The following is a 12,568-nucleotide window of genomic DNA, read 5'->3' on the forward strand; positions in this document are numbered from 1 at the left end:
AAAAAGGAGTTGTATTCAGATTGAATTTATTAATTCAATCTGATACAGCCCCTTTTTCTTATGAGGTGATTTCATGACACAGCTTGAAAAATTAAAAATAAGAACAAATGAGGATGATGTTATACTTTTAAATCAGATTTTAGAAGATGCGGAAGCCGAGATATTAGATTACTGCAATAGAGATATCTTATTACCACGTATGCTTGGATTACAAAGAGAGTTAGCTGTTATTTATTATAATAGGCTAGGGAGTGAAGGGGAATCCTCTAGAAGTGAGGGAGGAGTATCTATAAGTTATAGTACTGATATCCCTGAAAATATTAAGAGAAGATTAAACTCATATAGGAGATTAAAGGCGGTTAGATTAGCTAATGAGAATAAAGAATAAAAAAGCTTACTGGCTTAAGAAAAAAATAACCACCGAAGATAATGAAGGTAATGTGTATGCTGATTATTCTGAACCAATTGAAATAAAAGCAAATATCTATCCAGCTAGTGGGAAGCTACAAGCTGAAATATATGGAGAAAGATTAAATTATATATTTAATATGCTTTATGATGGCCCAGAAAAATTAAATGAAGGTGATGGAATATGTGTTTTTGTAGATAAAGATAGTAAACCTGATTATAGAATAATATCAATTAAACCATATTCACATCAATTAATAGAATTGGAGAAAATATAATGGCTGTAACTAACATAAAAAGGCTTATGAAGAAACTTGATGAACTAGGTGGTAATAGTGAGGCTTTATTTGAAAATGCCGTAGAAAAGGCAGGAAAGGCAATAGAAAGATATGCTAAAGATTATTGTCCTGAAAGTGGATTAAGTGATGATACCTTAAGAGATTCAATTCATTTTGAGATGGTTAAGAAAGAAGGTAAGAAAACCAAAGGGAGAGTTGTTACAAATCACGAGTATGCAGCTTATGTAGAGTTTGGAACAGGACCAGTAGGAGCAAAAAGCGGTGGAGTTGCTTCTAAATTGGCAGGGAAAATAACTTATAAATCAGATGGTTGGTATATCCCAGCTAGCGAGATTGAACCAGCAGTAGCGGAGCAATACCATTTTAAACTAGTTACCATTGGTGGAGTTGATTTTTACTATTCAGAAGGACAAGCAGCACAACCTTATATGTATCCAGCAGTAGTAGGCAAAGAAAAAGCTATAGGTAATATAGTTAGATATCAAATAAACAAAGAAATAAAAAGAATATGTAATAGTAGGTGATAACTTGGTTAATTTTAAACCTATCATTTATAAAAAATTAAAAGAAATCGAAAAAGAAATTGAAGGGGTTAAAGTAAGTGAAGAATATCCAAAAGATTGGAGTAAATTACCTGCTGTAACTTATTCAGAAGAAGATAATTCCACTTATGAGATAGTAGACAATAAAGAAGCTACTTGTAGAATTATATACAGAATAGAGGTATGGAATGATAGAAGTACTTCAGAGATTGGTTTAAAAATAGATGAAGCAATAACTCAACTTGGATTAAAGAGAACATTTTGCAAGGATGCTCCAAATCCAAGTAATCTAAAGCATAAAGTTCTTAGATATGAAGGTATTGTTGATATTAAAACATTTAGAGTATATCAAAGAAATTAAAGGAGGATATTATATGTTAGCAAATGGAATTACGTTAGGATATTCAGAAGATGGTTCAAGCTATACAGACTTAGTAGGACTTCAAGAAGTTCCTGAAATTGGCTCAGAGCCTGAAAAGGTTGATGCAACTACCTTAGCAGACAAGGCAAAGAAATATGAGCAAGGGATAGGGGATTATGGTGATTTAGAATTTACATTTAAATATGACAATTCATCAGGAACATCACCATTTAGAATATTAAAGGGATTTGAAACAAATAAAAAAGTAGTTAAATTTCAAATGACGTTTCCAGACAAAACAAAATTTAAATGGGATGCACAAGTAAGTGTAAAAATTGGTGGTGGAGGAGTTAATGCATTAATAACATTTACTCTATCAATGGCATTACAAAGCGATGTTGATATAGAACATCCAGGAGATTAAAAAAATGAGGAAGGTGAAAAGTAATGAAATATTATACTTTAGAAATTAATGGACAAGAATTGAAATGTAGATTAACTACACAAAACACAAGAAAAGTTGAAGAAAAACTAGGTGGAGAATCATTAATGCTAATGTTAATGAGAAAAAAGGTATTAGGTGTTGGAGATATATCAGCAATACTTCATGCATCATTACAACCTTTAGAGCATGGATGGACAGCTCAAAAGGTAGATAATTTTATTGATGAATATATAGATAATGATGGAGATTTATTTACACTCCAACAGGAGTGTATGGAAATAATGAAAGCAAGCGGTTTTTTCAAGGAGAGTCCACAGAGCCAAGATCAGGAAGTGGACAAGGAACAAGCGAAAGAAGCTATGGATCTTTTACTGAATTAATTAATGAATTATATCCTATTTGTTTAGATTGTGGTATTACACCAAATCTATTTCACGAAAGTACAATAGATGAATTAATTGATTTAATTAAATCTTATGAAAGAAGAGAAGAAGCCAGACAAAAAGAAAATATAGTTTTAAATTATATGTTAGCTAGACAAATAGGAGAGAATGTTGCCATTTTATTTGATAAAGATGCAAAAGTAACTCAACTTTGGGATTTATACCCTGATTTATTCCAAAAAGAAAAAGAAATAAATGATAAAAGAGCAAGAGAGGCAGAAATGGAAGCTTATAAAGCGAAGTTTACTGCCTTTGCTTATAGCGTAAACTCCAAGAAAGGAGGAACTAATACTTAAATGACTATAGAAGAATTAGAGATAGTTATTGAAGCTCAAACAAGAGAATTCAATCAACAAATAGCAAATGTAACAAGGCAAGTAAGTAGTATGGAGAAACAAGTTAATAAATCTCTAGGAAATATAAAAAATATTTTTGGTAGAGTAGGTAAATGGATTGCTGCTCTTGGTATAGGTAAAGTTATAAAAGATAGCATTATAACAGCTATGGACTCTATAGAAAGTGACTCTATGTTTGATACTGTGTTTGGTTCCCTCGCTAATGATGTGCGGCAATGGTCAGAGGAACTACAGAACACACTAGGGTTAAATGGTTATGCCATTAGAGAAAATGTAGCAACTTTATATAATATGACTCAATCAATGGGGTTAGCATCAAGTGAAGCCCTAAACCTTTCTAAAGACATGACATTACTTGCCGAAGATATGGCGAGTTTTTATAACATAAGTGGTGACGAAGCATTTAATAAGATTAGAGCTGGTTTAACAGGGGAGACAGAACCACTTAAAGCATTAGGTATATTAGTAGATGATGCCACCATTAAACAATATGCTTATGCAAATGGTATAGCAACAACAGGAAGCGAGTTAAGTAATACAGAGAAAGTAATGGCTAGATATATTGCTATACAACAACAAACAGCAACAGCAAGTGGAGATTTAGCGAGAACAATTAACTCGCCAGCAAATCAATTAAGAGTATTACAAAATAATTTGAATTTGTTAAAAATCGAATTAGGTAATGCTTTTATGCCAATAGTACAAGTGGTGCTACCTATATTAAATTCATTCGCACAAGCATTAGTAAAAGTAACTAGCGTAGTAGCTAGGTTTATGAATGCATTATTTGGAACTTCTGCTAGTTCATCTGCTGGAAGCACAACAAGTGCCATTGGTGGAGTTAGTACAGCAGTTAATGGTGTTAGTGATGCATATAACAATGCAGGAAAGAGTGCTAAAAAAGCTACTAAAGATGCAAAAGGATTTTTGGCTGGATTTGATGAGATTAATAAAGTAAATCAAAATAGTTCCGATTCAGATTCAGGAAGTGGATCATCTGGTGGAGGTTCGGCAGGTGGAGTTGATATTCCAATTTTCAACATTGAAGAACAAGAAGGTGCACTTACACAATTAACAGGGAAAGTAGAAGAGTTTGCACTTAAAGTGAGAAATGCTTTTATAAGTATTGCTAATTTTATAAAGAAACATAAAGAAATTATTATTTCACTAGTATCTGGATTAGTAGTAGGAATTATAGGGGTTTTTATTGCTGCTAATTGGGGGACTATAGTTAGCACAATAAGCGGAATATTTATACCTTTGATTACATGGTTTAAAAATTTAGCTTTAGCTATGGAATTTTCAACACCATTAAAAGTTTTTAGTTATGGTTTATTTGGGATTAGTCCAGTTGCTTTGGGAGTAGTAGCAGCTATTGCAGCGGCAACAGCTGCAATAGTATATCTATGGCAAACAAGTGATAGTTTTAGACAAGCTTTAATTGATGGATGGAATGCATTGATTAGTGCGTTAACACCTTATTGGGAAGCTATAAAGAGAGCTTTATTATTAATAGGAGATATTTTAATTACTGTACTTACACCTATATTACTTGTTTTAAGGGATGCATGGTGTACTGTTGTAGATAATATAGTAAAGATAACAATGTCGTTATGGACTAATTGTATAGCACCAGTAGTTAAATTTTTAGGTGAATGTCTTAAAAAGATAATTGACGGACTAAGTGAAATATGGGAAGCATGGAAGCCGACTATAGAAAAAATAATGGGTGTAGTAATGTTGGTATGGGATACTTGTTTGAAACCTTTTGTAAATTGGTTAGGAAGTACATTTATACAAGCATTTAAAAATATAGGAGATTATATAAAACCTATTCTAGATAGTTTAAAAACAATGTTTAGTGGTTTAATAGATTTTATAGTAGGAGTACTTACTGGCAATTGGCAAAAAGCATGGCAAGGAATTGTTGATATATTTAGAGGTATATTCAATGGTATTGAAGCAATAGCAAAAAAGCCAATAAACGCTATTATTAAAGCAATTAACAGTATGATTGGTGGATTAAATAAAATTAAGCTTCCTGATTGGGTGCCTGGATTTGGAGGAATGGGAATTAATATTCCTAAAATTCCTATGCTTGCACAGGGAGGTATTGTAGATAAAGCAACACTTTCTATCGTAGGGGAGCAAGGTTCAGAAGCCGTGGTACCATTAAAAAATAACACTGAATGGATGGATACTTTAAGAGGAATAATGACTTCGGCTTTTATGCAAGCAATGCAAGGTGGAGTCAGAAGTTCAAATGAAAGTTATGGCGTGGGAGATTTAATCCTACAAATAGATGGCTCAATTATAGGAAAAGTTGCCTTAAATCAATTGAAGAAAATGCAAAGACAAGGTGGAATTACATTAATTCCAGTATAGAAAAGGAGGAAGTAATATGCTTAGTATTAATGGAGTAGCAATTGCTACTCCTAAGGGTTATGAACCAAGTATAACTGATTTAGATGGAGAAAGTAATAGAAATGCTAACGGGGAAATGATTAGAGATAGGATAGCAGTTAAGAGAAAATTAAATTGCGAATGGGGACCATTAACTCAAGGGGAAATATCAACATTACTTAGTGCTGTAAGTAATGTTTTTTTTACAGTTACTTTTCCAGATCCAGAGTTAGGAATTACAACTAAAACAATGTATGTAGGAGATAGAACAGCTCCAGCATATTTTTATGATGAAAAAACTAAAGAGGTTAAGTGGAGTGGATTAAAAATGAATTTTATTGAAAAATAAATTTAAATGAAAATCAAGGAGGAATAAAAATGTTTAATTTATTTAAAAGAAAAAATAGAATGAAGGAATTGGAAAGAAGAGTATTGGTGCTTGAAAGCAATATAACAAAATTAAATGCTCAAAAAGAAAAAGCAATTGACTTTCAAAATATTTGTGGAGAAATGCCTACTTTAAGTTTTGGCAATTATAATGAAAAGGTTGTTGTACCTTTAGAAAATACTGAATTTATAGATGAATTAGCTAGTCAAATTGAAGCTAAAATAAATACTTTAGTAGCTACTAAAGCAAAAGTAGATAAATTAAAAACTGGAGCTATAAATGTGGAGAAAAATTCTAGTTTTTCAACTCCAACTAATTGGGAGCCTTATCCAGAAGATATAGGAGTACTAAATTACAAGAATACTTCACCTAAAGCAAATAGAACAATAATTAAAGTGGGTTCTTCAGAAGGAAATGAAACAACAGTGACATTTGATAAAGAAGAAATAACGTTATCTGTTAGTAAGCCAAGCAATAAAAAAGAAATTGAAGGTATTGAGACTATATTAAATATAGATGGAGTTGAAGTTACCAAAATATTAAAGGGAGATTTAGTGTTAGCTGGAAGTATTCGCAACATAGAAGAAACTACAGCTAATATAAGTGAATTAAGAGCTGTAAAATCAAAAGAGGAACTTAAAGGATTAGGTAATTATAAGATAATAAAAAAATAAAAAGGAGAAGGAATAATGTTAAAAGTAGATAAGAATATAACTTTAAATGGTGCAAGTTTAGTTAACGGAGCACAAGTAGCTTATATGAGTGCAACTATAAGTAGTGATGGTGGAGCAGGTGCAAATGTAAATAAAACTATAACTAATCAAGAATTATATAATGCTAATAAAACAGAAGTTAGAGCAGATATTGCAGAATTTGAGGAACAAGTTTATAAATTGGAAGATGAATTATTAAAGGCTGAATCTACAGAAGAAGTAACAAAGACAAGAAAGGTGGAAAAATAATTATGAAATTAACTTTAAGCAATGAAAAAATAGTAAACACGATTAATGTATTAGGAGATTTAAATAATGCTAAGTTACCAGTTAAAGTAGCTTATGCAATTACAAAGAATATTAACAAAATAAATAGTGATCTTAAAGCTTATAATGAGGAAAAAGCAAAGTTAATTGATAAATACGCTGAAAAAGATAAAGAAGGTAAATTAAAAACTGATGAATACGGAAATGTAACTTTAAAAGAAGAGTATATTCAAGAGTGGAATAGAGATATGGCTGAATTATTATCTATAGAAAATGAAATAGATATACACATGATCCAGTTAGATGATTTATTAAGTTCAGATTATAGCATTTCTCCAGCTGAATTAGCTGCAATTGATTTTATGATAAATGATTAATAAAAAATAAGGAGGGTTAATATGCAAAATACAACAGCAGATTATAAATTAGAAATAAATAAACCTTCCAGGTCATTTGAATGTAAGATTACAATAGGAAATAATATATATACCAATGAGGATTTAGTTAACTTAACTTTAGAGTATAGTCAACCACAAGAAGGGTTTGCGATAGGAAATACAATATCTCAAAGTTTAGATTTAACACTTTTAAATAGAGGAGATATTATTTATAGTACAAGCCAAATTAAAGTTGAAATAGGATTAAAAATAGATTCTACAATAGAATATATATTAATGGGTATATTCAATATAGATGATATTGAAAAAACTGATTATACAACTAAAATTACAGCCTATGACAATATGATAAAATTTGAAACTGATTATTTTAGTGAATTAGGTGATAAGCCAACATTAAAGCAAGTAGTCAATGAGTTATCAAGTAAAACAGGAGTAGAATTTGAAGGAAGCCTTCCCGATTACAATGTAAGTAAACTGGAGGGTTTTACTTGTAGAGAGGTTCTTTCATATGTAGCAAGTATTTGTGGTGGTAATGCTGTTATAACTAGAGATGGTAAGTTTACTATTAAAAGTTTAAGTGAAGTTGAAAAATCTATAGATGGCAATAATTATTTCGACTATACAAGAGAAGAGGTCAAATATAAAGTAGGTCAAATTTCTTGCCAGGTAGATGAAAATAATATTTTATCCAAAGGTTCAACTGGAACAGATTCTATGGAGTTGGGATTTGAAAATCCTTGGGTAACTGAAACTATATTAACTGAAATATATAATAAGTTAAAATCAGTTGAATATTTAGGTTATAGCATGAAGTGGCAAGGAGATTTATCCTTAGATCCTTACGATATTATAACTGTAACAGATATAAAAAATGTTGTGAGAAAGATTCCTATACTATCTCAAAAATTAAGTTATACTGGTGGATTAACTTCTGAAATAGGAGCAAAGGGAGAAACTAAAAATAAAAATAGTTTTTCAAGTTCTGGGAGTACTACAAACAAAGTTAATAGAGCTGTAATAGAACAAGCAATAATTAAAGAAGCATTAATAGAAAAAGCTAATATTAAAGATGTAGAAGCAGTATCTATTAGAACTCAAACATTAGAAGCTAAAACCGCGAAGATTGAAGAGGCTATAATTGATGTTGCTCATATATCAGATTTAAATGCAATTAATGCAAACATACAAAATTTAATAGCAGCAGATGCAACAATAAATAATGCATTAATAAATAAAGCAGATATAACAGAATTAAATGCAGTTAAGGGTACTATAAATGTACTTGAAAGTGATACTGCAAATATTAAAAATTTACTTGCTGGTAATATCAGTGGTGAGTCTGGTCAATTAATTCATTTAACTGCTTCAAATGTAGTTATAGCTGATGCAGTAATAAAAGATTTAATAGCATCTAATATTAGTGTACAGGATTTAAAAGCAAGTACAATTTCTACTAATAAATTTACTATAGCTTCTACAGATGGAGGACTTTCTATAGTAGGACCTACAATGCAATTTAAGGATAGGAATAATAAAGTTAGAATTCAGATTGGGCAAGATACTCAAGGGAATTTTAACTTTATTTTGCGTGGAGCAGATGGAACTACAACACTTATAGACCATACTGGAATAAAAGAAAAAGCTATAGCTGATAATCTAATAAAAGGGAATATGGTTGCTACAGATGCCATAGGAGAAAAGCAAATTAATTACTCAAGTTTAATTACTGGACTTAATAAGGATACTAATACACAGTTAATTAAAGCTAGTAAAGTGGCAATAGATTTAGCAGGACAAACTTTAGATGTAGCTTTTAATTCTCTTAAAACTAATGTAGATAGTAAAGAGACTAGAAATTTATTTATAGAAAAAAATACAGTGGATGGATATTATAACGATACTGATTTTATTGATTCTTCAAGTTATAGAACTAGCGATTATATAGAAGTAAATGAAGGCAAAATATATACACTATGTAAATTTGCTGCAGATGGTTACCATCGTATAGTTGTTTTTGATAAAGATAAAAACAGATTAGGTGCTAGATTAGTAGAAACAGACAGGGTTTTAAAATATACGATACCATCAAGTGTAAAATATATTAGAGTATCTATAGAAAACACTAATAAATATAAGATTGAGAAAGGTGACAATCCTAATCCTGTATGGACTGCTGCTCCGGAAGATGTTGACAGTTCAATAGAATCTGTAAAACAAATAACAGAAAGTAATAGCATTACTATAAATGTAATGCAAGGGCAAATAGCAACAGCAATTAATAATACTCAAATAGTTAAAGATGGACAAACTATATTATTAAAGGATGATTACAATAGGACAGTTGCTACAGTTAATTCTATAAATAGTACAATTGGAACACATACAACTAAACTAAATGAATTAACAGGAAGTATATCAAGTGTAGATACTAAGATTAATAGTGTTCAAAGAGATTTAGAAGGAACTAAGAGTACAGTTAGTAGTCATACATCACAGATAAATGGATTAAATTCTACAGTCAGTACACAAGGGTCTAGTATAAATCAGCTAAAAAATGAAATTTCATTAAAAGTTGAACAAACCGATATTAATAATGCTGTGACATCTTTAAAAATTGGTGGAGATAATGTTATAAGAAATGGAAATTTTACTTATAGCATGAGTGATTGGTCGGTACATGATATGAGTTCAGGTGGAACTTCTAAATCAGTTGCTGTTGAAAATGGTGGAGGTGATTGGAAACCCGATAACAAAAAAGTGTTAGTGATAAGAGGTACAAATACTACTAATAGATATGGGGTTATAAGTTCTACTATAAAACTTATACCTAAAACTAAGTACACTATTTCAGGATATTGTGCAGGACATAGAGTAAATAAAATACAAGTTAATGTTAGGGATAGGCAAGGTAGTGATGCAAATATCCACACAATTGATATAAATCCTGTTAGTGGCGGATCTACTTTAGATAAGTGGTGCAGATTTGAAACGACATTCACTACTACTTCAAATACTGATTTTGCATTAAATCTATATTCTGTTAACTTTGCAGATAATGGTTATGTATGGTTTTGTGATGTTCAAATTCAGCAAGGTACAAAAGCATCAGCTTGGATACCTTGTTCAGCTGACATAGACAATTCTATATCTAATGTACAAACACAAGTAACTACAACAAGCAATAAAGTAGCAACTATAGAAACTAATTTAAATAGCATTACTCAAAGGATTTCAAGTACAGAAAGTACAGTAAGTACACATACAAGTCAGTTGACAACTGTGGATAGTAGAATAAATACAGCTAAGAACTCTGCTATAAGTACTGCAGCAAGTGATGCAACTTCAAAAGCTAATTCAGCTCAAACTAATGCTGTAAATAGTGCTAAAAGTTATACAGATGGTCAAATAACAACTGTAAATCAAACTATAACTAATAAAGTAGCAGAAATAAAAGCTACAACGGATAGTATTTCTCAAAAAGTAAGCGCTACAGAATCAAAGATAACAACTATTAATGGTAATATAAGTGGTTTAACCAATAGAGTTTCTACTGCTGAAAGTAAATTAACAGCAACTTCTCTTACTACCACAATAAGTAGCGCAATAAGCGGAGGAACTTCATCTATAAGCACAACACAATTTGTAATGGATAAGAGTGGACTTACTATAAAAAATGGTGCGTTAACAATCCAAAACAAAGCTGGAACAACAGTTTTAAATAGTGATACTAATGGAAACTTAAAAATAACAGGAGAAATAAGAAGTCAATATAACCAGCAGTGGGTTGCGCTTAATTCTGGTGGATTAACATTTCAAGACTCTCAAAGAAATGAGCAGATGTTAAGAGTTGGACTTGCTTATTTCACAGCTAATAGGGATATGAATGGTGTTGAATTTGCTATGCCACAGTATAGTGACTTTATAAGGTTTTCTCATATTGCAAAAGCAGATTTGAATAATGGATGGTCAAGTGCAGATACTACATATAATTTCTTTGAGTTATGGAGTGGAACTCAAACCTTTGGTGGTTCTACCAGAAATAAAGGAATGACAGTAAATTCACCTTTATACATTAATAAAGGAATAAAATTATATTCAGGTACAAATCACTTATCTGAGATAGGTGGGGCTGTATCTTGGAATAATGGAACTGGTACAGTAACTAATATGTTAGGTTTGTATGGGGACAATGGTGCTATCCTCGGATATAAATCTGGAGAAGATTTAAAAGCAAGATTTCTAGTAACAGAAGGATCACATCCAGGAACAGGGGACAATATAATCAGTTGGGGGAATTATAATTTTAACGGTTATACATTCCATAATGCTAAAATAGTTGCTACATCATTAAGTGTAAGCGGAAGTAAGAACTGCTTACAAGAAACTAAAAATTATGGTTCAAGGCTTATAAATGCTTATGAAACAGCAGAATATTACTTTGGAGATTTAGGGTTTGGCAAAATCAACGAATATGGAGAATGCTTATTATATATAGATGATATATTCTTAGAATGTGTAAATACAAATGCTCAGTATCATGTTTTTACACAAGTTTATAATGGATCAATAAAAACTATAGAAAGATATAAAACATATGTTGTAATTAAAGGAGAGCCAGGAACAAACTTTAGTTGGCAGCTAATGGGTAAAAGAATTGGATATGAAAACAATAGATTAGAAACCCAAGAGATAGAAATACAAGGTGAAAATAAAATTGAATTATTCGGAGATGAAGATTTCAAAGTAAGAACAAGTGAAAATGCTTTAATGAGCGCATTAACATTTGAATTAGAAGATTTATTATTAATGGAGGAATAAAATATGAAACTTTTAACAGGATTTGCAATAGTAAAAGATAACGTAGGAAATAGGATAGCTTATACTACATCAGAGGTAGATGAAACTGGAACTATTCTGTCAAGTAATAACAAAGAGAGTTTTGTTGTACTTGACCCAGAAACAAATAATCTAATTGAACAATTAGAAGAAAAGATAAAAGAAAGAATAAAATAAATTTAATAAGAGAATAAGTTGTTAAGTGGAACCTATTATCAGGAGGTAACTTATTCTCTTATCTAAGGTGAAATAGTTCACAATAATATCTTGTGAGAAAACATCAAATATATTCATAGAAAAAACTAGGAGCCGAAGGGTTCTTTTTTTATATTTAAAATTCCAAGCGATTGTAGAAAGGAGAGCAACAGTGGAAAATGAACTTATTAAAACAATAGTAAGTCAAGGGGCATGGGCGGTACTTTTTGTTTGGTTGCTGATTGATACGAGAAAAGAAAGTAAATCTAGGGAAGAAAAGCTTCAAGGAATAATAAATAAAAATCAAGAAGTAATTTCAGAACTAGCAGAGAAATTTGATGTAGTCGAAAGCATCCAAGAAGATGTTATAGATATAAAGATTAAATTAGAGAAGGTGGGATAATATATGAGTAAATTTGTAACTAAGTTAACAAGTTTAATTGAAGTAAAAAAGATTATAGCGCTAATAGTTATAACAGTATTTTGTATATTAAGTGCAAAAGAAGTAGTT

The 12,568-nt window shown here is 30.8% G+C and carries 15 protein-coding genes; all 15 read left to right on the forward strand.

Annotation, left to right across the window (positions count from 1 at the left end; all coding sequences use genetic code 11):
• Positions 1 to 73: 73 nt before the first annotated feature.
• The 15 genes from I4V63_RS14850 (at position 74) to I4V63_RS14920 (ending at position 12,460) form a co-directional block, all read left to right on the forward strand.
• Positions 74 to 388, forward strand: a complete 315-nt coding sequence (locus I4V63_RS14850) for a phage head-tail connector protein (RefSeq protein WP_196002009.1) — start codon at positions 74 to 76, stop codon at positions 386 to 388.
• Positions 372 to 686, forward strand: a complete 315-nt coding sequence (locus I4V63_RS14855) for a hypothetical protein (protein ID WP_196002010.1) — start codon at positions 372 to 374, stop codon at positions 684 to 686. The genes I4V63_RS14850 and I4V63_RS14855 overlap by 17 nt, the downstream gene beginning before the upstream one ends.
• On the forward strand, positions 686 to 1,231 hold the full coding sequence (locus I4V63_RS14860; RefSeq protein ID WP_196002011.1) for an HK97-gp10 family putative phage morphogenesis protein: 546 nt from the start codon (positions 686 to 688) through the stop codon (positions 1,229 to 1,231). Before I4V63_RS14855 ends, I4V63_RS14860 begins: the two co-directional genes overlap by 1 nt.
• Before the next feature lie 4 nt (positions 1,232 to 1,235).
• Entirely contained in the window at positions 1,236 to 1,610 is a 375-nt protein-coding gene (locus I4V63_RS14865; RefSeq protein ID WP_207746579.1) for a hypothetical protein, read from the forward strand.
• 13 nt (positions 1,611 to 1,623) lie between these two features.
• Complete coding sequence (locus tag I4V63_RS14870; RefSeq protein WP_196002012.1) at positions 1,624 to 2,034, forward strand: phage tail tube protein; 411 nt, start codon at positions 1,624 to 1,626, stop codon at positions 2,032 to 2,034.
• Positions 2,035 to 2,057: 23 nt separating this feature from the next.
• Complete coding sequence (locus tag I4V63_RS14875) at positions 2,058 to 2,435, forward strand: DUF6096 family protein (protein WP_196002013.1); 378 nt, start codon at positions 2,058 to 2,060, stop codon at positions 2,433 to 2,435.
• Positions 2,324 to 2,794 carry a hypothetical protein gene (locus tag I4V63_RS14880; RefSeq protein ID WP_196002014.1) on the forward strand — a complete coding sequence of 157 codons (471 nt, stop codon included), beginning with the start codon at positions 2,324 to 2,326 and terminating at the stop codon, positions 2,792 to 2,794. Before I4V63_RS14875 ends, I4V63_RS14880 begins: the two co-directional genes overlap by 112 nt.
• Entirely contained in the window at positions 2,795 to 5,239 is a 2,445-nt protein-coding gene (locus I4V63_RS14885; protein WP_196002015.1) for a hypothetical protein, read from the forward strand. It begins immediately after the preceding gene.
• Between the two features lie 16 nt (positions 5,240 to 5,255).
• The gene (locus tag I4V63_RS14890) at positions 5,256 to 5,606 is read left to right on the forward strand and encodes a DUF6711 family protein (RefSeq protein WP_196002016.1); all 351 of its coding nucleotides are present in this window, start codon (positions 5,256 to 5,258) and stop codon (positions 5,604 to 5,606) included.
• Between the two features lie 29 nt (positions 5,607 to 5,635).
• The gene (locus I4V63_RS14895) at positions 5,636 to 6,319 is read left to right on the forward strand and encodes a hypothetical protein (RefSeq protein WP_196002017.1); all 684 of its coding nucleotides are present in this window, start codon (positions 5,636 to 5,638) and stop codon (positions 6,317 to 6,319) included.
• 15 nt (positions 6,320 to 6,334) lie between these two features.
• The gene (locus I4V63_RS14900) at positions 6,335 to 6,607 is read left to right on the forward strand and encodes a hypothetical protein (RefSeq protein ID WP_207746580.1); all 273 of its coding nucleotides are present in this window, start codon (positions 6,335 to 6,337) and stop codon (positions 6,605 to 6,607) included.
• A gap of 2 nt (positions 6,608 to 6,609) precedes the next feature.
• Positions 6,610 to 7,002 carry a DUF1617 family protein gene (locus I4V63_RS14905; RefSeq protein WP_196002018.1) on the forward strand — a complete coding sequence of 131 codons (393 nt, stop codon included), beginning with the start codon at positions 6,610 to 6,612 and terminating at the stop codon, positions 7,000 to 7,002.
• Positions 7,003 to 7,023: 21 nt separating this feature from the next.
• Positions 7,024 to 11,844 carry a hypothetical protein gene (locus tag I4V63_RS14910; protein ID WP_196002019.1) on the forward strand — a complete coding sequence of 1,607 codons (4,821 nt, stop codon included), beginning with the start codon at positions 7,024 to 7,026 and terminating at the stop codon, positions 11,842 to 11,844.
• Between the two features lie 3 nt (positions 11,845 to 11,847).
• Complete coding sequence (locus I4V63_RS14915) at positions 11,848 to 12,039, forward strand: hypothetical protein (protein ID WP_196002020.1); 192 nt, start codon at positions 11,848 to 11,850, stop codon at positions 12,037 to 12,039.
• A 190-nt stretch (positions 12,040 to 12,229) separates the two neighbouring features.
• Entirely contained in the window at positions 12,230 to 12,460 is a 231-nt protein-coding gene (locus I4V63_RS14920; protein ID WP_196002021.1) for a BhlA/UviB family holin-like peptide, read from the forward strand.
• Positions 12,461 to 12,568: the final 108 nt, after the last annotated feature.

It is taken from the genome of Clostridium sp. 1001271B_151109_B4 (assembly GCF_015670405.1).
Classification (GTDB): domain Bacteria; phylum Bacillota; class Clostridia; order Clostridiales; family Clostridiaceae; genus Clostridium.

Bases quoted from the DNA above. Each gene is read 5' to 3' on its own strand.
- I4V63_RS14850 (WP_196002009.1), top strand. From the start codon at position 74: ATGACACAGCTTGAAAAATTAAAAATAAGAACAAATGAGGATGATGTT.
- I4V63_RS14855 (WP_196002010.1), top strand. From the start codon at position 372: ATGAGAATAAAGAATAAAAAAGCTTACTGGCTTAAGAAAAAAATAACC.
- I4V63_RS14860 (WP_196002011.1), top strand. From the start codon at position 686: ATGGCTGTAACTAACATAAAAAGGCTTATGAAGAAACTTGATGAACTA.
- I4V63_RS14870 (WP_196002012.1), top strand. From the start codon at position 1,624: ATGTTAGCAAATGGAATTACGTTAGGATATTCAGAAGATGGTTCAAGC.
- I4V63_RS14875 (WP_196002013.1), top strand. From the start codon at position 2,058: ATGAAATATTATACTTTAGAAATTAATGGACAAGAATTGAAATGTAGA.
- I4V63_RS14885 (WP_196002015.1), top strand. From the start codon at position 2,795: ATGACTATAGAAGAATTAGAGATAGTTATTGAAGCTCAAACAAGAGAA.
- I4V63_RS14890 (WP_196002016.1), top strand. From the start codon at position 5,256: ATGCTTAGTATTAATGGAGTAGCAATTGCTACTCCTAAGGGTTATGAA.
- I4V63_RS14895 (WP_196002017.1), top strand. From the start codon at position 5,636: ATGTTTAATTTATTTAAAAGAAAAAATAGAATGAAGGAATTGGAAAGA.
- I4V63_RS14900 (WP_207746580.1), top strand. From the start codon at position 6,335: ATGTTAAAAGTAGATAAGAATATAACTTTAAATGGTGCAAGTTTAGTT.
- I4V63_RS14905 (WP_196002018.1), top strand. From the start codon at position 6,610: ATGAAATTAACTTTAAGCAATGAAAAAATAGTAAACACGATTAATGTA.
- I4V63_RS14910 (WP_196002019.1), top strand. From the start codon at position 7,024: ATGCAAAATACAACAGCAGATTATAAATTAGAAATAAATAAACCTTCC.
- I4V63_RS14915 (WP_196002020.1), top strand. From the start codon at position 11,848: ATGAAACTTTTAACAGGATTTGCAATAGTAAAAGATAACGTAGGAAAT.